This window comes from Streptomyces spiroverticillatus (assembly GCA_014650415.1).
Lineage (GTDB): Bacteria > Actinomycetota > Actinomycetes > Streptomycetales > Streptomycetaceae > Streptomyces > Streptomyces spiroverticillatus.
The window spans coordinates 151,806-169,880 of the sequence record BMUX01000018.1 but is presented as its reverse complement, the minus strand read 5'-3'; the positions used below and the strand labels follow the sequence as shown (position 1 = coordinate 169,880).

19 protein-coding genes and 1 tRNA gene are annotated in these 18,075 nt (G+C 71.0%); 7 read left to right on the top strand and 13 right to left on the bottom strand.

Annotation, left to right across the window (positions count from 1 at the left end; genetic code table 11):
- Positions 1-77: 77 nt before the first annotated feature.
- Entirely contained in the window at positions 78-776 is a 699-nt protein-coding gene (locus IE269_RS35020; protein WP_189827301.1) for a histidine phosphatase family protein, read from the bottom strand.
- A 59-nt stretch (positions 777-835) separates the two neighbouring features.
- Here IE269_RS35020 and corA point away from each other — a divergent pair, with 59 nt between their 5' ends.
- Positions 836-1,828: a magnesium/cobalt transporter CorA gene (gene corA, locus IE269_RS35015; RefSeq protein WP_189827300.1), complete on the top strand. Its 993-nt coding sequence runs from the start codon at positions 836-838 to the stop codon at positions 1,826-1,828.
- A 4-nt stretch (positions 1,829-1,832) separates the two neighbouring features.
- Here the strand turns inward: corA and IE269_RS35010 are convergent, their stop codons facing one another.
- Both IE269_RS35010 and IE269_RS35005 read right to left on the bottom strand, forming a co-directional pair.
- Entirely contained in the window at positions 1,833-2,606 is a 774-nt protein-coding gene (locus IE269_RS35010; protein ID WP_189827299.1) for a ferritin-like domain-containing protein, read from the bottom strand.
- Between the two features lie 237 nt (positions 2,607-2,843).
- Complete coding sequence (locus IE269_RS35005) at positions 2,844-3,893, bottom strand: LLM class F420-dependent oxidoreductase (protein ID WP_189827298.1); 1,050 nt, start codon at positions 3,891-3,893, stop codon at positions 2,844-2,846.
- A 165-nt stretch (positions 3,894-4,058) separates the two neighbouring features.
- On the opposite strand from IE269_RS35005, the gene IE269_RS35000 reads away from it, so the two are divergent.
- Both IE269_RS35000 and IE269_RS34995 read left to right on the top strand, forming a co-directional pair.
- On the top strand, positions 4,059-5,042 hold the full coding sequence (locus tag IE269_RS35000) for an aldo/keto reductase (RefSeq protein ID WP_189827297.1): 984 nt from the start codon (positions 4,059-4,061) through the stop codon (positions 5,040-5,042).
- Positions 5,039-7,444 (top strand): helix-hairpin-helix domain-containing protein, encoded by a 2,406-nt coding sequence (locus IE269_RS34995; protein WP_229898148.1) that lies wholly within the window; start codon positions 5,039-5,041, stop codon positions 7,442-7,444. Before IE269_RS35000 ends, IE269_RS34995 begins: the two co-directional genes overlap by 4 nt.
- A gap of 62 nt (positions 7,445-7,506) precedes the next feature.
- Here IE269_RS34995 and IE269_RS34990 read toward each other — a convergent pair whose 3' ends face one another.
- The gene (locus IE269_RS34990) at positions 7,507-8,151 is read right to left on the bottom strand and encodes a hypothetical protein (RefSeq protein ID WP_189827296.1); all 645 of its coding nucleotides are present in this window, start codon (positions 8,149-8,151) and stop codon (positions 7,507-7,509) included.
- 47 nt (positions 8,152-8,198) lie between these two features.
- On the opposite strand from IE269_RS34990, the gene IE269_RS34985 reads away from it, so the two are divergent.
- The gene (locus IE269_RS34985; protein WP_189827295.1) at positions 8,199-8,387 is read left to right on the top strand and encodes a DUF5703 family protein; all 189 of its coding nucleotides are present in this window, start codon (positions 8,199-8,201) and stop codon (positions 8,385-8,387) included.
- 151 nt (positions 8,388-8,538) lie between these two features.
- On the opposite strand, the gene IE269_RS34980 is transcribed toward IE269_RS34985, so the two are convergent.
- The 3 genes from IE269_RS34980 to IE269_RS34970 all read right to left on the bottom strand — a co-directional run bounded on the left by IE269_RS34980 (position 8,539) and on the right by IE269_RS34970 (position 11,201).
- Positions 8,539-9,303 carry a chaplin gene (locus IE269_RS34980; RefSeq protein WP_189827294.1) on the bottom strand — a complete coding sequence of 255 codons (765 nt, stop codon included), beginning with the start codon at positions 9,301-9,303 and terminating at the stop codon, positions 8,539-8,541.
- A gap of 145 nt (positions 9,304-9,448) precedes the next feature.
- Positions 9,449-9,682: a chaplin ChpH gene (gene chpH, locus IE269_RS34975; protein WP_189827293.1), complete on the bottom strand. Its 234-nt coding sequence runs from the start codon at positions 9,680-9,682 to the stop codon at positions 9,449-9,451.
- Positions 9,683-9,869: 187 nt separating this feature from the next.
- Positions 9,870-11,201: a M20/M25/M40 family metallo-hydrolase gene (locus tag IE269_RS34970; RefSeq protein ID WP_189827292.1), complete on the bottom strand. Its 1,332-nt coding sequence runs from the start codon at positions 11,199-11,201 to the stop codon at positions 9,870-9,872.
- Between the two features lie 206 nt (positions 11,202-11,407).
- Here IE269_RS34970 and IE269_RS34965 point away from each other — a divergent pair.
- Positions 11,408-11,495 (top strand) — tRNA-Leu (locus IE269_RS34965).
- 83 nt (positions 11,496-11,578) lie between these two features.
- Positions 11,579-11,929, top strand: a complete 351-nt coding sequence (locus IE269_RS34960; RefSeq protein WP_189827291.1) for a zinc ribbon domain-containing protein YjdM — start codon at positions 11,579-11,581, stop codon at positions 11,927-11,929.
- Positions 11,930-11,988: 59 nt separating this feature from the next.
- Here IE269_RS34960 and IE269_RS34955 read toward each other — a convergent pair whose 3' ends face one another.
- The 4 genes from IE269_RS34955 to IE269_RS34940 form a co-directional block, all read right to left on the bottom strand.
- Positions 11,989-12,618, bottom strand: a complete 630-nt coding sequence (locus tag IE269_RS34955; protein ID WP_189827290.1) for an MBL fold metallo-hydrolase — start codon at positions 12,616-12,618, stop codon at positions 11,989-11,991.
- The gene (locus IE269_RS34950) at positions 12,618-13,703 is read right to left on the bottom strand and encodes an S-(hydroxymethyl)mycothiol dehydrogenase (protein WP_189827289.1); all 1,086 of its coding nucleotides are present in this window, start codon (positions 13,701-13,703) and stop codon (positions 12,618-12,620) included. Before IE269_RS34950 ends, IE269_RS34955 begins: the two co-directional genes overlap by 1 nt.
- Positions 13,704-13,869: 166 nt before the next feature.
- Complete coding sequence (locus tag IE269_RS34945; protein WP_189827288.1) at positions 13,870-15,345, bottom strand: amino acid permease; 1,476 nt, start codon at positions 15,343-15,345, stop codon at positions 13,870-13,872.
- A complete protein-coding gene (locus IE269_RS34940) occupies positions 15,338-16,138 on the bottom strand; it encodes a FadR/GntR family transcriptional regulator (protein ID WP_189827287.1) in 801 nt (266 codons plus the stop codon). Before IE269_RS34940 ends, IE269_RS34945 begins: the two co-directional genes overlap by 8 nt.
- A gap of 64 nt (positions 16,139-16,202) precedes the next feature.
- Between IE269_RS34940 and IE269_RS34935 the strand changes: the two genes are divergently transcribed.
- The gene (locus IE269_RS34935) at positions 16,203-16,706 is read left to right on the top strand and encodes a gluconokinase (protein ID WP_189827286.1); all 504 of its coding nucleotides are present in this window, start codon (positions 16,203-16,205) and stop codon (positions 16,704-16,706) included.
- Here the strand turns inward: IE269_RS34935 and IE269_RS34930 are convergent.
- Positions 16,703-17,350, bottom strand: a complete 648-nt coding sequence (locus IE269_RS34930; RefSeq protein WP_189827285.1) for a cytochrome b/b6 domain-containing protein — start codon at positions 17,348-17,350, stop codon at positions 16,703-16,705. The genes IE269_RS34935 and IE269_RS34930 overlap by 4 nt on opposite strands.
- Positions 17,292-17,957 carry a molybdopterin-dependent oxidoreductase gene (locus IE269_RS34925; RefSeq protein WP_189827339.1) on the bottom strand — a complete coding sequence of 222 codons (666 nt, stop codon included), beginning with the start codon at positions 17,955-17,957 and terminating at the stop codon, positions 17,292-17,294. Before IE269_RS34925 ends, IE269_RS34930 begins: the two co-directional genes overlap by 59 nt.
- Between the last annotated feature and the right edge of the window lie 118 nt (positions 17,958-18,075).

The following is an 18,075-nucleotide window of genomic DNA, read 5'->3' as shown; positions in this document are numbered from 1 at the left end:
GTTCAGCGGCGTAAACGGTCGGCACACAGGGGTGGCGCAGAGGGTTTACGGCGCGACCACCCTACTGTGCGCGGAGATCACGGTGCTCCCGCTCCGCCCCCGACGGCTGCGTCGCCGCCGGTGCCGGTGCTCGCGTCGTCCGGTGCCGGTGCGAGGCCGGAGAGGTCTCCGGTGTCCCCCAGGCGTACGACGAAGGGGCGCAGCCTCGTGTAGCGGATCACCGTCAGGGAACACGGATCGACGTGAATGCGCTGGAAGAGGTCGAGATGCATGCCGAGCGCGTCCGCGACGAGGGACTTGATGATGTCGCCGTGGGAGCACATCACGTACAGGGCGTCGGGGCCGTGCTCGGTCTCGATGCGCTGGTTCCAGTCGCGTACGGCGTCGACGGCGCGCGCCTGCATGGCGCGCATCGACTCGCCGCCGGGGAAGGCGGCGGCGGAGGCGTGCCGTTGCACGACCTCCATCAGGGGGTGGTCGCCGAGTTCGCCCAGCTTGCGGCCCGACCAGTCGCCGTAGTCGCACTCGTTGATGCGTTCCTCGGTGTGCAGGGGCAGCTCGGGGCGGGCGTCGAGGAGCGGGCGCAGGGTTTCGTTGCACCGTTGCAGCGGGCTGGTGACGGCGGCCGCGAGCGGCAGTCCGGCGAGCCTGCCGGGCAGCCCGGCGGCCTGCTCGGCGCCGCGCTCGTCGAGGGCGACCCCGGGAGTGCGTCCGGCGAGGAGCCCGGCGGTGTTGGCGGTGGAACGTCCGTGCCGTACGAGGATGAGCGTGGCCATGGCCCTCAGCCTAGGCTGGTGCCCGCTTCCGGGTGCGCCGGACCCCGTCGCCAAGGAGAATGCACGCCGTGATCGTCGACTGCGCCATCTACCGCGAGGGCCGCCGCACCGAGGGCCCGACCGACCTCTCCGACGCGCTCGCCGAGGCGCGCTCCGCCCAGGACCGGTTCCTGTGGATCGGGCTGCACGAGCCCACGGAGAAGGAGTTCGACATGGTCACCTCCGAGTTTGGGCTGCATCCGCTGGCGGTGGAGGACTCCCTGTCGGCGCACCAGCGGCCGAAGCTGGAGGTGTACGAGGACTCGCTGTTCGCGGTGCTCAAGCCGGTGCTGTACGAGCCGGAGAGCGACACGGTCTCCTCGGACGAGCTGATGGTCTTCGTGGGCGACTCGTTCGTGGTGACCGTGCGGCACGGTGCGAGCACCCCGCTGACGGACATGCGCAAGCGGCTGGAGGCGAATCCGGAGCTGCTGGCGCACGGGCCGACGTCGGTGCTGTACGCGATCAGCGACGTGGTCGTGGACCACTACCTGGAGGTGGCGGCGGAGCTCCAGACCGACCTGGAGGAGCTGGAGGCGGAGGTTTTCTCGCCGCAGGGCGGCAGTGCGAAGGGCACTGCGGCGCGCATCTACACCTTCAAGCGGCAGGTGCTGGAGTTCCGGCGGGCGAGCGGGCCGCTGACGCAGCCGATGCTGCGGCTCTCCAGCCCCGGACTGCCGTTCGTGCACGACCAGGCGCAGCCGTTCTTCCGTGACGTCAGCGACCACCTGACCCGGGTGAACGAGCAGGTGGACGGGCTGGACCGGCTGCTGTCGGACATCCTGTCGGCGCATCTGGCGCAGATGGGGGTGCGGCAGAACGACGACATGCGCAAGATCTCCGCGTGGGCGGCGATGGCGGCCGTGCCGACAATGGTGGCGGGCATCTACGGCATGAACTTCGAGAACATGCCGGAGCTGAAGTGGTGGTGGGCGTACTACGCGGTGCTGATTCTGATGGTGGTCGCCGAGGTGGGCCTGTACCGGCTGTTCAAGCGGCGCGGCTGGCTGTGAGCGCCTATGCGGTGGCGGGTCCGTTGAGCGCCCCCCTGCGCTCGGGCATCGTCAGGGTGACCATCCTGCGCCAGCCGACGAGGCGTTCGTAGAGGTACATGGCGCGGATGCCGGTGGCCAGCAGCAGTGACTTGTACGCGGGCCAGCCGAGCAGGGTGCCCATGCGGCCCATCACGGCGAGGCTGACGTCCCGGTAGACGCCGATCTCCACGCGGACGCACTCGCGCAGGACGCGCTGGATGGTGGGGCCGTGGCCGAGGGCGGCCAGGCGCAGCAACTCCTCCTGGCAGTAGGCGAGGTGGTTCTCCTCGTCCTGGCAGATCATCCGGATCGGCTTGCCGGCCTCGGGGTGGTCGCCGAAGCAGGTGACGAGCATGTCCATCTGGTCGGCGGCGCGCTGTTCGGTGACGCGGCTGTGCGCGAGGTAGACGACGATGTCCTCCTCGGTGAGCGTTTCGTCGGCGCGCAGTCTGGTGTGGGCGAGGCCGATGCCCGCGTGCTCCAGCAGGAGGGTGTAGTCGAGGGCGAGGGGCACGTCGATCTCCGCGAGTTCGCGCTTGCGCAGCAGTGCCCGGAAGAGGCGTCCGTGCTTGTCCTCGTCGGCGCCGTGCCGGGTGATCTTGGGCGCGAGGTCGCGCATGGTGTCGGGGACGAGGGCGGCGATGCGGCTGTTCTCCCAGCCGCCCTGGGACTCGCCGGCGGCGGCCACCGAGCAGAAGAGCTGGAACGTGTCGTCGTTGTCGAGGATTTCCTGGAACAGAGACCGTGCAGAGAGCATCGCTGCCACCTCCATGCGCCTGTCCGCGCACACCCGAGTGCACTCGCTGCATCGAGTGAAGTGCGGTACGGACCGGGAGGCAACAGGTATGACGGACAAGTCGCCCGCTTGAGGGAGCGTGCAATCCCTCCGCGGGGCGTAACCCACCGGCCGCTGGCGCGTTGTGCTCCGTGACGGCCGTGGCGGGGAAGACCCCCGAGCCCCCACCACGGCCGCAGACTTCAACTCCCGTACGAACTAGGCCAGTCCGGCGCGCTCCAGCGCCTCGGTGCCTGCCCGCAGCGCGGCGATCCGCTCCTCCAGCGTGAACCCTGCGGGCGCCAGCGTCAGCGTGGTGACTCCGGCGGCGGCGTACGCCTGCATGCGTTCGGCGATGCGCTCGACGGGGCCGAGCAGGGTGGTCTGGTCGATGAGCTTGTGCGGTACGGCGGCGGCCGCGCCGTTCTTGTCGCCGCCCAGGTACGTGTCCTGGATCTCGGCGGCTTCCTTCTCGTAACCCATGCGCTGGGCAAGGCTGTTGTAGAAGTTCTGCTTGCGGCTGCCCATGCCGCCGACGTAGAGGGCGGTGTACGGGCGGAACATGTCGGCCAGCGCGTTCACGTCGTCGCCGACCGCGAGCGGCAGCGTCGGGCAGACGTCGAAGCCCTCCATGGTCTTGCCGGCCTTCTCGCGGCCCGCGCGCAGCGGGGCGACGGCGGTCTCCTCCAGGTGCTCGGCGGAGGGGAAGATCAGCAGGGCGCCGTCGGCGATCTCGCCGGTCTGCTCCAGGTTCTTGGGGCCGATGGCGGCGATGTAGAGCGGGATGGTCTCGCGCTCGGGGTGCACGGTCAGCTTGAGGGGCTTGCCGGGGCCGTCGGGGAGGGGCAGGGTCCAGTGCTGGCCTTCGTACGAGAGGCGCTCGCGGGACATGGCCTTGCGGACGATCTCGACGTACTCGCGGGTGCGGGCGAGCGGCTTGTCGAACTTCACGCCGTACCAGCCCTCGGAGACCTGCGGCCCCGACACGCCGAGGCCGAGGCGGAAACGGCCGCCGGAGAGCGAGTCGAGGGTGGCGGCGGTCATCGCCGTCATGGCGGGCTGGCGGGCCGGGATCTGCATGATCGCGGAGCCGATGTCGATGCGCTCGGTCTGGGCGGCGACCCAGGAGAGCACGGTGGGGGCGTCCGAGCCGTAGGCCTCGGCGGCCCAGCAGACCGCGTAGCCGAGGCGGTCGGCCTCCTTGGCGACGGCGAGGTTGTCGCCGTCCATGCCCGCTCCCCAGTAGCCGAGGTTGATCCCGAGCTGCATGCGTCGCTCCCTTACTCGCCGGTAACGTGGTGGTTGTGCCGGACTCTAGCGCGCCGGCGGGCGATCCGTCAGCGGCGGGTTGTCCACAGGCTCCGGCGGCGCGTCAGCGGCGGGTTGTCCACAGGCCTCCTTCGAGCAGGCGTGTGGACCAGTAATCTCGCGGCCATGGAGCAGAGGCATCTCGGCCGCACGGGCCTGCGCGTATCGAGAATCGGGCTGGGCACCCTCACCTGGGGCCGGGACACCGACGAGCACGACGCCGCCGACCTGTTGAAGGCCTTCTGGGACGCGGGCGGCACGCTCGTCGACACCGCCGACGTGTACGGGGACGGCGACGCGGAGTACGTCATCGGGCAGCTCCTGGAACGCCTGGTTCCGCGCCGGGACCTGGTGATCGCGACCAAGGCGGGCAGTGTGCCCGACCCGGACCGCCGCTTCGACTGCTCGCGCGGGCACCTGCTGGCGGCGCTGGACGCGTCCCTGGAGCGGCTCGGCACCGACTACGTGGACGTGTGGCAGGTCCACGCCTTCGACCCGGACACCCCGCTCGACGAGACGCTCCAGGCCCTCGACCTCGCCGTCTCCAGCGGTCGCGCCCGCTATGCGGGGGTCTCCAACTTCTGCGGCTGGCAGCTCGCCAAGGCGGGCACCTGGCAGCTGGCGGCTCCGGGCACACGTACCCGGCTGGCCAGCACGCAGATGGAATACTCCCTGCTCCAGCGGGGCGTGGAGCGCGAGGTGCTGCCCGCCGCCATGGACCTCGGGATCGGCCTGCTGCCCTCCTCCCCGCTCGGGCGCGGCGTCCTGACCGGCAAGTACCGGCACGGACTGCCGCCGGACTCGCGGGGCGCCTCCGACCACCTCTCGCCGTTCGTCGCCCCGTACCTGGACGACGCGGCGGACCGCATCGTCGACGCCGTCGCCATCGCCGCCGACGGGCTGGCCACCACCTCGCTCCAGGTGGCGCTGGCCTGGATCAGGGACCGGCCCGGAGTGGTCGCCCCGATCATCGGGCCGCGCAACGCGCAGCAGCTCGCGGCGGCATTGTCAGTGGAGGCGCTTAGTCTTCCTGACGAGATCTGCCGAGCGCTGGACGACGTGTCCGCGCCCGTGCACCGCTATCCCGATCAGGACTGGAGCACGCTGTGACCGCGCACCCCCGGGGGGAGACCCCCGTCCCCCCGGCCGACCCCGAGACGCCCGCCCCGGCGACCGGGACACCGGACGACGACACAGCCACCGCGACACCGGCCGCACAGGCCGAGGAGCACGAGGACACCGGGACGGTGGAGCAGATGGACACGGCGGACGACCGGCCCGAGACGGACCCCGAAGCCCCGGCGACGGCGACCGGGACCGAGCCCGACACGGCGGAAACCGGGACCGACGCCGCCGAGACCGACACGGCGGAAACCGAGACCGACGCCGCAGAGCCCGACACGGCGGAAACCGAGACCGACGCCGATGCCGGGGCCGAAGCGGACGACGGCTCCCCCGCCGCCGGTGAGCAGCCCCCCGCCGCCCCCCAGCTCTCCGAGGCCGAGGCCGAGTTGGCCGCGCAGCGGGAGTTCCGGGCGAAGATCGAGCAGCGCAAGGCGGAGAAGGCGGAGATCTCCGCCGGGGCCAAGCTGAGCGGCAAGGCCGCCGATCTGCTGGCCGCGGTCAAGGCCGTGGAGAGCGGGGCCAAGCCCGCTGCCGCGTTCGTGCCGGAGCCCGCTCCCGCGCCGCCACGTGCCGTTTCCGCGCCGGTCGCCGCCCCCGCTCCGGCCGTGCCCTCGCAGGCTTCCGCAGTGCCCGTCGCAGCCGAGACGGTGGCGGACGTACGAGGAGTTCTGGCGGCCGGTGGTGCGCCCGAGGCGCTCGCGGGCGAGGTCGCCCGGGTGCTCGGCGAGCAGGCCGGGCAGCTGCTGCGGGACGATCCGTGGCAGTTGCTGTCGGTGCCGGGGACGCTGCCCGAGCAGGCCGACGGGTTCGCCCGTGCGCTGCTGGGCGCGCAGTGCGGTCCCGCCGACGGGCGCCGGGCCGCCGCGCTGGTGGGCTGGCTGCTGGAGCGGGCCGCGCTGAAGGGGCACACGGCCGTCGCGACGGAGCAGGTGTGCAAGGCGCTGGCCGGTTTCTCGGTGCCGGACCCCGAGGAGGCGGTGGCGCACGCGCTCGCCGAGGGCGTCGCCCTGGCCCTCCAGGACGGGGCGGAGGAAGAGCCCGAGGCTGAGTACGACGAGGACTCCCCCGAGCCGGAGGAGCCGGAAGAGGAGCCGGAGGAGGAGCCCGCCCCCGCCCTGCTCGGTCTCGACCGGTACGCGATGGCCGAGGAGAGCCTCGCCGAGGGCCTGGCCCGGCTGGTGAATTCGCCGGTGGAGGACGCCGGGGAGTGGGAGCAGCTGCCGGGCTCCGCCGGTGACCTGGTGCGCGCGGTGGCGACGAACGGCCTGGTCGCCCACACCGGCGGCGAGGCCTCCCGCGCCGAGCCCGCCGCCCTGCTGAGCGCCGCCCACCGCCTGGGCCTGCGCGCGTACGCCGCCACGCACAGCCGCGACGGCCGCGAGAGGGTGGCCGCCGAACTGCATGCCCGGGAGGCGGCCGGGGGCAAGGACACCGCCGTGACCCTCGCCGGGCTGCTGTCCGGCGCCGAGGGTCCCGGCCGGGACGCCGACGGTGCGCTCGACCTGGACCTGCTGGTCGTGTTCGACGCGCCCCAGCTCGACGTGGAGACGGGTGCGGTGCTCGTCGAGGCGCTGCCCGACGGTGCCCGCCTGGTCCTCAGCGGCGACCCGGGCGTGCTGCCGTCGGCCGGTGCCGGCCAGGTCTTCGCCGACGTGCTGAGCGCCAGGGCCTGCCCGCAGGTGGCCTCGAGGACGCCCGACCCGGGCCCCATCGGCGAACTGGTCTCCGGCATCGGCATCGGCGAGCTGAACCAGGTGCAGGCCCCCGGCAAGGAGGTCGTGATCGTGCCGGTGCGGGACGCGGGCGAGGCCGTGCACCGCACGGTGCAGCTCGTCGCGGACTCGGTGCCGCGTGCCTTCGGCATCGACGCCGGGCACACCCAGGTGATCACCCCGGGCCACGGCGGTTCGGCCGGCACCCGGGCGCTGAACGCGGCGCTCAAGCAGCGCCTCAACCCCGGTCCGGGCCGTTTCGGCGGCTTCGACGCGGGCGACCGGATCGCGTACGTCCCGGTCCCCGGCCGTACGGCCCTGGGCACGGTGAAGGGCGCGGACGTGGACGGGCTGCACCTGGACTGCGCCGGTGAGCCCGTGGTCGTCCCCAAGGAGCGGGTGGAGGCGTCCGTACGGCATGCGTGGGCGCTGACCGCGCACCAGGCGGCCGGGATGCGCTGGCCGGCGGTGGTCGTGGTGCTGCCGGGGGATGCGGCGCAGGCGCTGACCAGGCCGTGGGTGTACACGGCGTTCGGGCGCGGTGAGCGGCACCTGTCGGTGGTGCACGGGGTGGACGCGGCGCTGCCGCGCGCGGTAGCGGAGGCGGTGGGGCAGCCGCGTACGACGCGCCTGGCCCAGCTGCTGCGCCCGGCGCCGGTCGAGGCCACGGCGTAACACCGGCGAGAACGCGGGAGGGGGCGGACCACGGCGGTCCGCCCCCTCCCGCACACCTGTGCTCAGACCTCTTCGAAGTCGTCCATCTCGTCGTCGTCGAAGACGGAGCTGACGTCGAAGCGGCACACGACGTCGCGCTGGTCGGCGTGGTCGAAGGGGGCGTTCAGCCACTCCCCCGGTTCGGGCAGTTCCTCCACGGCGGCCACCCACAGGGTGGAGTCGCCCTCCTCCAGGCCGAACTCCTTGTGCCGGGAGGCGATTTCATCGGGTTCGTACTCGCCGAAGAGGACACCGAGCGCGGCCTGCACGCTGCTGCCGACGACTCCCGCGGAGGCGGGCAGCCCGTGGGAGGCGACGTCCGGGTCGAGGTCGGCGAGGCGCTGGGCCTGGGCGAGGAGGCGCTGCGGCTGGGCCACGGCGTAGTCCCGGCGGATCAGCACGCTGAGCGCGTCGACCGGGCCCTTGTGGCTGGGCACGGAGTCCTCGGGGCTGGGGATCTCGAAGGGGGTGACCTCGTCGTAGCGCTCGTAGAGCAGCTCGTCGTAGTCCTCCGCGGCTGCGGCCAGTTCGTTGAAGGCGTCGTAGACGGCGGGGTCGTCGTCTCCGGAACGGCGCTCGACCGCCTCAAGGTGGCGGTCCAGCGCGGCTTTTACCGCCTCGGCGGCGGCGCGTACCTCGGCAGCGGTGGGCTGAGCGGCATCAGACATAGTGCAGACGCTATCCGTAGACGACCTCTGCCCGCACAATAGATGCGATGCCGGAATACGAATTTGTCGACGTGTACGTTCCGCGCGGGGTGTCCCGCAAGGAAGCGACCCGTCTGCTGACCGACCATGCCGAGTACGGACACTGGGAGCTGGACCGACTGAGCCTGCGCCGCGACGGCAGTCGTCGGGTGCGGCTGCGCAGGAGGATCATCCGTCAACTGCGCGCCACATGGTGAGCGTTACCGCGTAGGACCGGGCGCCGGGCCGCGGGCGAACGTGTCGCGCGCGTCTTCGGCGTGCGCGTCTTGGGCGTGGGCGCATACCCCGACGGAACGGGCCCCTGGATCCCGGGGCCCGTTCCGCAGTCGTACGGATACTGCTGTGGGGTTACGCCTGCGAGCGCGCCCTGCGGTAGAGCATCGTGCCCGCGAGGAGCAGGCCCGCGCCCGCCGGGATCACCGTGCCGAGCGAACCGGAGGCACCGGTCTGCGCGAGCGTCGCGTCGGCCTTGGGGGCCGCGGCGTGCTGGACCTGCGGGGTGTTGGGGACGGCCCGGGTGGGCGGGGTGTGCGGCTGGCCCGGGGTGTGCGGCTGGCCGGGCGTGCCCGGCGTCTGCGGCACCACAGGGGTGGGCGGCGTCACCGGGGGGACGGGCTTCTCCGGGGTGGGGGCGGACTCGTTGGCGCAGTCGTTGCCGAAGACGGGGTTGAGGAGCCCGACGACGCTGACTCCGTTGCCGCACGCGTTCACCGGGACGTGCACCGGCAGCTTGACGTTGTTGCCGGAGCCGACGCCGGGAGAGTCGCTCGTGTCGCCGTGGGCGGTCGCGCCACCCCCGCTGTGCGTGCCCGTCTGCGTGCCGGGCTTGCCGGGACCGGGCAGGCCGGGCTTGCTCGGCTCGGCCGGACGGGACTCGTTGGCACAGGCGTTGCCGAGTGCCGGGTTGAGTGCGCCCACGACGCTGACGGTGTTGCCGCACACGTTGACCGGGGCGTGCACGGGGACCTGCACCGAGTTGCCGGACAGGACGCCCGGGGAGTTCGACGCGTTCCCCTGCGCACCCGAGTCGGCGTGCGCGGAACCGCCGCTCAGAGCAAGCACGCCACCGGCGGCCGCCATGGTGATCAGACCTTTTTTGGTGACCTGACGCATTGGATCGTTTCCTTGCCTCTGCCTACCGAAGAGCCCGCGGGCGTGATTGCCCGCGGGCCGAAAGCCCAAGCGGCCCCGGAGTGCATGGCGCGCACTCCGGGGCCGCCCGGGAATTTCAGACCCTCAGGGGGTCATGCACTCAACGTCAGCTGTTGGTGCAGGTGTTGCCGAAGGTGGGGTTCAGCAGACCGATCACGGAGACCGTGTTGCCGCAGGCGTTCACGGGGATGTGAATCGGAGCCTGGACGACGTTGCCCGAGAGGACACCGGGGGACTGCAGCGCAGCACCCTGGGCACCCGAGTCGGCGACAGCCATGCCCGCACCAGCGAGAACGAGGCCACCCGTAGCAGCCGCAGCAGCGACGACCTTCTTGATCATTGTTCCTCCTAGTTGAAAGGTGCGATCCCAGCCGCGGACCGCACCACCTGTAACGAAGAGAAACCGGCGGGGCTACGACCCAACGAGCCCATTCACTCTTTTCATTCAACTAGCACGTGCAGGCGAATATCTGGGCAATACGTTTCACCAACTGCCACGGAGGGCAACCTGTGTTGCCCTCCGGCCTTCAGCAGTTGTCGATGAACCGGTCCAGCACGCGTGCGCCGAACTTCAGCCCGTCGACCGGAACCCGCTCGTCCACGCCGTGGAACATGCCCGCGAAGTCCAGCTCCGGGGGCAGCTGCAGCGGCGCGAAGCCGAAGCAGCGGATGCCGAGGTCGTCGAAGTGCTTGGCGTCGGTGCCGCCGGAGAGCATGTACGGGATGGCGCGGGCGATCGGGTCCTCGGCGCGCAGCGCGACCTGCATCGCGTCCACGAGCTTGCCGTCGAAGTCGGTCTCCAGCGCCTTGTCGCGGTGCGAGCGCTCCTCGTCGATCTTCACGCGCGGGCCGAGGATGCGCGCGAGGTCGGCATGGAACTCCTTCTCGTAACCGGGCAGGAAGCGGCCGTCGACGTGCGCGCTGGCCTGGCCGGGAATGACGTTCACCTTGTAGCCGGCGTCGAGCATGGTCGGGGCGGCGGAGTTGCGGAGCGTGGCGCCGACCATCTTGGCGATGCCACCGAGCTTGGCGAGGGTCTCGTCCATGTTCTCGGGGTCCAGCTCGGTGCCGAGCGCGTCGGAGAGCTCGTCGAGGAAGGACCGTACGGTCTTGGTCACCCTGACCGGCCACTCGTAGCGCCCGAGGCGTCCCACCGCCTCGCACAGCTCGGTGATGGCGTTGTCCTTGTTGGTCATGGAGCCGTGGCCGGCGGTGCCGTCCACGGTGAGCCGCATCCAGTTCATGCCCTTCTGGGCGGTCTCCACGAGGTACAGGCGCAGGTTCTCGTTCACGGTGAACGAGAAGCCGCCGACCTCGCCGATGGCCTCCGTGACGCCCTCGAAGAGGTCCGGATGCCGGTCCACGAGATACCGGGCCCCGTAGGTACCGCCCGCCTCCTCGTCGGCGAGGAAGGCGAGCACGATGTCGCGCGGGGGCTTGCGGCCGCTGCGCAGGCGGTCGCGCACGACCGCGAGGGTCATCGCGTCCATGTCCTTCATGTCGACCGCGCCGCGCCCCCAGACGCAGCCGTCGGCGATCTCGCCGGAGAACGGGTCGTGCGTCCAGTCCGCCGCGTTCGCCGGTACGACGTCGGTGTGGCCGTGGATGAGGAGCGCGGGCCGCGACGGGTCCTCGCCCTCGATCCGCGCCACGGTCGACGCGCGCCCCTGGTGCGACTCGATGATCTGCGGTTCGAGGCCCACCTCGGCGAGCTTCTCGGCCACGTACTCGGCGGCCTTGCGCTCGCCCGGCCCGGAGTGGTCGCCGTAGTTGCTGGTGTCGATGCGGATGAGATCCCGGCAGAGGTCGACGACCTCGTCCTCGCCGGTCACCTTCCGGGTCGTGTTCGACTCGCTCACGCTGCTTCCTCCCACTGCGTTGCTGGTGGTCCCCCTCATCCTCCCGCCCCGCGCTCGCGCGCCCAAGGGGGGTCCTCTCCCGCAATGTGCCGTTCATGCAGGTGGGAGGGGAGGGGAAGGGTGGTGATCGAGCACCCGAAACCCCTGGTATTGTTTTCCACGTCGGAACGGGACAGCGCAGAACAGCCCCGAACGACAGACACCTTGTCCGGGTGGCGGAATGGCAGACGCGCTAGCTTGAGGTGCTAGTGCCCTTTATCGGGCGTGGGGGTTCAAGTCCCCCCTCGGACACCAGCGAAGGACCCCAGAGCGATCTGGGGTCCTTCTGCGTTTGCCGCGGCACGAGGTGGTCCGGACAGGGCGACTATCCTGGACGAATGACGGAAAACATCCCCCCTTGCCCCAAATGTTCCTGCGCGTACACCTACGAGATGGACGCCCTCGTGGTGTGCCCGGAGTGCGGGCACGAGTGGGTGCCGCAGGCGGCGGAGGCGGAGAGGGACGGTGAGCGGGTCGTACGGGACGCCGTGGGGAACGTGCTGGTCGACGGGGACTCCGTGACCGTCGTGAAGGCGCTCAAGGTGAAGGGCAGCGCGTCGGGGATCAAGGCGGGCACCAAGGTGCGCGGGATCCGGCTGATCGAGCCCGTGGACGGGCACGACATCGACTGCAAGGTGGACGGCTTCGGGGCGTTGCGGCTGAAGTCGAGTCTGGTGAAGAAGGTCTGAGCAGAGGTACGCGGAAGGGGGCCGCCCGGTGTGGGTGGCCCCCTTCGTCGTTCCCGGGATCAGTGGCCGCGGGCGATCCAGTCGGCGAGCTGCGGGGCTTCCGCGCCGATGGTGGTGGGGTCGCCGTGGCCGGTGCGGACGGTGGTCTCCGCGGGGAGCGTCAGCAGGCGGTCGCGAATCGAGTCGATGATCGTCGGGAAGTGGGAGAAGGAGCGGCCGGTGGCTCCGGGGCCGCCGTGGAAGAGGGTGTCGCCGGTGAAGACCGTGGCGAGGGCCTCGGAGTGGAGGCAGACCGCGCCCGGGGCGTGGCCCGGGGTGTGCAGGACCGTGAGGGTGGTGCCCGCGACGGTCAGGTGCTGGCCGTCGGTGAGGGTGCCGTCCGGGGTGCGGTCGGGGTGGGTCTGCTTCCAGAGGGGGAGGTCGTCCTCGTGGAGGAGGATCGGGGCTCCGGTGGCCTCGGCGAGGGCCGGGGCGGCGTCGATGTGGTCGTTGTGGGCGTGGGTGCAGACGATGGCCTTCAGGGTGCGGCCGCCGAGGGCCGTGAGGATCGCGTCGGCGTCGTGGGCGGCGTCGATGACGATCGCTTCGGTGTCGTCGCCGACGATCCAGACGTTGTTGTCCACGTCCCAGGTGCCGCCGTCGAGGGAGAAGGTGCCGGAGGTGGTGAGGTGGTCGATGCGTACGGACATCAGAAGGTCACCACCGAGCGCAGGACGTCGCCCTCGTGCATGCGCGCGAAGGCCTTCTCGACGTCGCCGAGTCCGATGGTCTCGGTGACGAACGCGGCCAGGTCGATGCGGCCCTGCTGGTGCAGGTCGATCAGCATCGGGAAGTCGCGGGAGGGCAAGCAGTCGCCGTACCAGGAGGACTTGAGCGCGCCGCCGCGGCCGAAGACGTCCAGGAGGGGCAGTTCGAGCTGCATGTCGGGGGTGGGTACGCCGACGAGGACGACCGTGCCGGCGAGGTCGCGGGCGTAGAAGGCCTGCTTGTACGTCTCGGGGCGGCCAACGGCCTCGATGACGACGTCGGCGCCGTTGCCGTCGGTGAGGGCGCGGATGGCCTCGACGGGTTCGGAGGACTTGGAGTTGACCGTGTGGGTGGCGCCCATGGTCTTGGCGGTTTCGAGCTTGCGGTCGTCGATGTCGACGGCGATGATCTTCGCTGCTCCGGCGAGGCGGGCGCCGACGATCGCGGCGTCGCCCACTCCCCCGCAGCCGATGACGGCGACCGAGTCGCCGCGGCCGACCTGGCCGGTGTTGATGGCGGCGCCGATGCCCGCCATGACGCCGCAGCCGAGGAGGCCGGCGACGGCCGGGGAGACCGAGGGGTCGACCTTGGTGCACTGGCCGGCGGCGACGAGGGTCTTCTCGGCGAAGGCGCCGATGCCCAGGGCCGGGGAGAGTTCCGTGCCGTCGAGCAGGGTCATCTTCTGCTTGGCGTTGTGGGTGGCGAAACAGTACTGGGGGCGACCGCGCAGACAGGCGCGGCACTGGCCGCAGACCGCGCGCCAGTTGAGGATCACGAAGTCGCCGGGGGCGACGTCGGTGACGCCCTCGCCGACGGACTCGACGATGCCCGCCGCCTCGTGGCCGAGGAGGAAGGGGAAGTCGTCGTTGATGCCGCCCTGCTTGTAGTGGAGGTCCGTGTGGCAGACGCCACAGGCCTGGATCTTCACCACGGCCTCGCCCGGTCCGGGGTCCGGGACGACGATGGTCTCGACGCGGACCGGTTCGTTCTTGCCCGGGGCGATGACCCCGAGTACCTGCTGCGACATGCGGTGGGTTTCCTTCCGGTTCTCAGTGATCTTCCCGGTGATCCTCGCGTAAGGGCCGGGGGACGACGGGCGCGGGTGCCGTGATCAAGGAACCCCTCGACCATACGCCCGTCGGCCGCCTCCCCGGAGGGAGACGGCCGACGAGGGTTTCGGGTGAGTCCGGAGGTCAGGACTCCGCGGACTCCTTCGCCCGCTGTGCCGCGATCGCGGTGACCCGGCGGCGTACGACGAACCAGCCGCCGACCAGGGCCGCCGCGATGATCGGCAGGCAGTACACAGTCTTGCGGCCGTCCCCGCCGCCGTACCACATCAGGAACAGCACGCAGGCGAGGAAGACCAGCGTGACGATCTGGGTGTACGGCGCCCAGGGCAGCTTGTACGAAGGGCGCTCCAGGAGGCCCTCCTTGGAGCGGCGCCAGAACAGCAGCGAGCAGATCATGATCATCGCCCAGGTGCCGAGGATGCCGATCGAGGCGAAGTTGAGGACGATCTCGAAGGCGTTCTTGGGGACGAAGAAGTTCAGCCCGACGCCCAGGACGCCGAAGCCCGCGGTGAGCAGGATGCCGCCGTAGGGGACCTGGCCCTTGTTCATCAGGCCGGTGAACTTCGGGGCGGAGCCCGCGAGGGACATCGAGCGCAGGATGCGGCCGGTGGAGTAGAGGCCGGAGTTGAGGCTGGAGAGGGCGGCGGTGAGGACGACGAGGTTCATGATGCCCGCAGCGCCCGGGACGCCGATCTTGTCCATGACGGTGACGAACGGGCTCTGCTTGTCGCTGTAGGCCGTGTACGGCAGCAGCAGGGCGAGCAGGGCGACCGAGCCGACGTAGAAGATGCCGACGCGCCACATGATCGAGTTGATCGCCTTGGGGAGCACCTTGTGCGGCTCCTCGGTCTCGCCCGCGGCGACGCCGCACAGCTCCACCGAGGCGTACGCGAAGACGACGCCCTGGATGACGATGAGCATCGGCAGGACGCCCATCGGGAAGATGCCGCCGCCGTCGGAGATGGTCGAGAAGCCGGGGGTGTGGCCGTCGACCGGGGTCTGGGTGACCAGCAGGTAGATGCCGATCAGCATGAAGATCACCAGGGCGGCGACCTTGACGATCGAGAACCAGAACTCCATCTCGCCGAAGTACTTCACCGAGATGAGGTTGGCGGTCAGCACGATCGACAGGGCGATCAGGGCGAGGATCCACTGCGGGATGTCGCTGAACATCGCCCAGAAGTGCGCGTAGGTCGCGGCGGCGGTGATGTCGGCGACGGCGGTGGTCGACCAGTTCAGGAAGTACATCCAGCCCGCGGCGTACGCCCCCTTCTCGCCCATGAACTCACGGGCGTAGGAGACGAACGCGCCGGAGGACGGCCGGTACAGGACCAGTTCGCCGAGCGCGCGCACCACGAAGAACGCGAAGACGCCGCAGACGGCGTAGGCGATGGCCAGGGAGGGGCCCGCGCCCGCCATCCGGCCGCCGGCGCCCAGGAAGAGGCCGGTGCCGATGGCGCCACCGATGGCGATCATGTTGATGTGGCGGGACTTGAGGTCCTTGCTGTAACCCTCGTCACCCGCGTCGACGTGCGGGGACGTCGAGGGAGGGGACGGCGGGGCGGTGTCGACTGCCGCAGTGCGGGTGCGGTCACTCATGTATCGCTTCGCCTTCGTGTGGGGTGTGTGCGGTACCGGGGCGCACGATCGCATGCAGGGCGGTCTCGACGCGTTCGAGGTGGGCGGCCATGGCGTGCACGGCTGCCCCCTCGGACCCCTCGACGATCGCTTCGATCAGCGCCCGGTGCTCGGCTTCCGACTGGCGTCGTCGGTCCCCGAGTCGGTTCAGGAAGCTGGACTGCCGCGCCAGGGCGTCCCGTATCTCTTCGATGATCTTCTGGAAGACGGGGTTGCCCGAGGCCCCGGCGACGGCGAGGTGGAAGAGGGAGTCCAGCGCCACCCAGGCGGTGGAGTCGGTCTCGCGCTCCATCCTCTCGATCAGTGTCAGCAGGTGATCGATGTCGTCCTGGGTGCGGCGCGAAGCAGCGTACCCCGCCGCGGGGATCTCCACGTGACGTCGGACTTCCAGCAGGTCACGGGCCGAGTACGAGCCGAAGACCGGGTTGGGGCGGGGCGAGAGCACGTACGTACCCTTGCCCGCGCGGGAGGCCGTCAGGCCGAGGGCCTGGAGGGTGCGCAGGGCTTCGCGGACCACGGAGCGGCTGACGTCGTGCCGTCGGCCGAGTTCCGCCTCGGTGGGGAGCTTGTCGCCCACGGCCAGTTCGCCGGACTCGATGGCGGCGCGCAGATGTGCGAGGACGACGTCGGTGGCGCTGACGCGTCGGGGCACAAGACCGTCACGGTCTCCGCGGTCGCCGGAGGGGTCGCCGCTGGGGGCGGTGCCGCTCGTGGGGGCGCCGCCGGGGGTTGTCCGGCTGTCTGACAAGACCATGCGGAGAATGCTCGGGCGTTGTTACTGGCGCGTCAAGAGTGAACAGAGGGGATCGGGTCGGCTGATGAATTTCTCACACGCGGTAATGGTCATGGGCGTTGCGGGTACAGGGAAGTCGACAATCGGGGCATTGCTGGCGGAAAGGCTCGGCGTCGCGTACGCGGAGGGTGATGACTTCCACCCGGCGGCGAACGTCGCGAAGATGGCCGCCGGAGTCCCCCTGGACGACGCCGACCGCCTGCCCTGGCTCGATCTGGTGGGCGGCTGGGCGCGGGAACAAGGCACGGCGGGCGGGGTGGTGAGCTGCTCGGCGCTGAAGCGGGCGTACCGGGACCGGCTGCGGGAGGCGGCGCCGGGGGCGGCGTTCGTGCACCTGGAGGGGGCGCGGGAGTTGATCGAGGAGCGGATGCGGGAGCGCAAGGGCCACTTCATGCCGGTGGCGCTGCTGGACTCGCAGTTCGCGGCGCTGGAGGGGCTCGGGGGCGACGAGTTCGGGGTGACGGTGGGGGTGGAGGGGACGCCGGAGGAGATCGTGGAGCGGGTGGTGGGGGCGTTGCGGCAGCTTTAGGGCTTCCAGTGGGGGTGTTCGTCCTTGGCCCAGGCCCGGTCGACCTCGCCGGTGCGCATGCCGACGCGGGACTCGGGGTGGGTCAGGGCCATCCACAGGTGTCCGGCGATGACGACGCCCATGGCGAGGGCGAGCCAGTCGTGGACGAAGGTGGCTCCGGTGCGCCAGGCCAGCGGTGCGAGGTGGGTGAACCACATCAGCAGGCCCGTGCCGAGCATCACCAGGGCCGCCCCCGCGATCCATCCCGCGTAGAGCTTCTGGCCCGCGTTGAACTTGCCCGCCGGGCGGTGGAAGCGCCGCTGGCGCACCGCGCGCACCCATTCCTTGTCGTACGACGTGAAGCGCGCCAGCAGCGCGAGGTCGGCCCGGAAGGCGCGCGAGGCGAGGCCCAGGAGGTACGGGGCGGGGAGCAGGACGCCGGTCCAGATGTGGACGGTGACCACCAGGTGGCGGCGGCCGACGAGTTCGGCGAGCGCGGGGACGTACAGGCAGGCGGCGGTGGCGACGCACAGGAGGGTGAGGGTCGCGGTCGCCCGGTGGACGAGGCGTTCGGCGCGGGTGAACCGGCGGACCCGGGTGGGGAGTTCAGACGGTCGGGGTGTCGGTGCGTCCGTTGGACCTGCCGACCCAGGCGTCGACGTCATAGCCCAGTTCCTCCCAGTAGCCGGGCAGCACCCGGTCGGTGACGTTGATGCCGGAGAGCCATTTCGCCGACTTGTAGAAGTACATGGGGGCGACGTAGAGGCGGACCGGGCCGCCGTGGTTGTGCGGGAGGTCCTTGTCCTGCATCTTCAGGGCGACCAGCACGTCGTCGCGGCGGGCCTGGTCGAGGGTGAGGCTCTCGCTGTACGTGCCGTCGAAGCACAGGAAGCGGACGGCCCGGCCGGTGGGTTTCACTCCGGCGAGGTCCAGCAGGTGGGAGAGGCGTACGCCCTCGAAGGGGGTGTCGGGGACGCGCCAGCCGGTGACGCACTGGACGTCACGGACGACACGGGTCTGCGGCAGGGCCCGCAGTTGGGCCAGCGTGTAGCTGACGGGGCGCTCGACGAGGCCGCCGATGTCCAGGCGGTAGGTGGCCGGGGTCTTCTTGCGGACGGAATCGGCGACGGAGTAGTAGCGGAAGCCGCTGCTGTTGGGGAACAGCCCGGTCAGGCCGGTGGGGTCCTTGTCGGCCGCGGCGCCCAGGAAGGAGTCGATGCCCTTCTGGACGTACGGGGCGGCCGCCACCCCGGCCGCGCCGAGGCCCAGCATGCCGAGGACGAGACGGCGGGCGACGGGGGTGCCGGGGTCGGGGGCGGCGGGCCGCTCGGCGTCGGCGGGCCGCTGGGCGTCGGGGGGTTGCTTCGGTTCGGGCCGTGGCGGTGGTGCG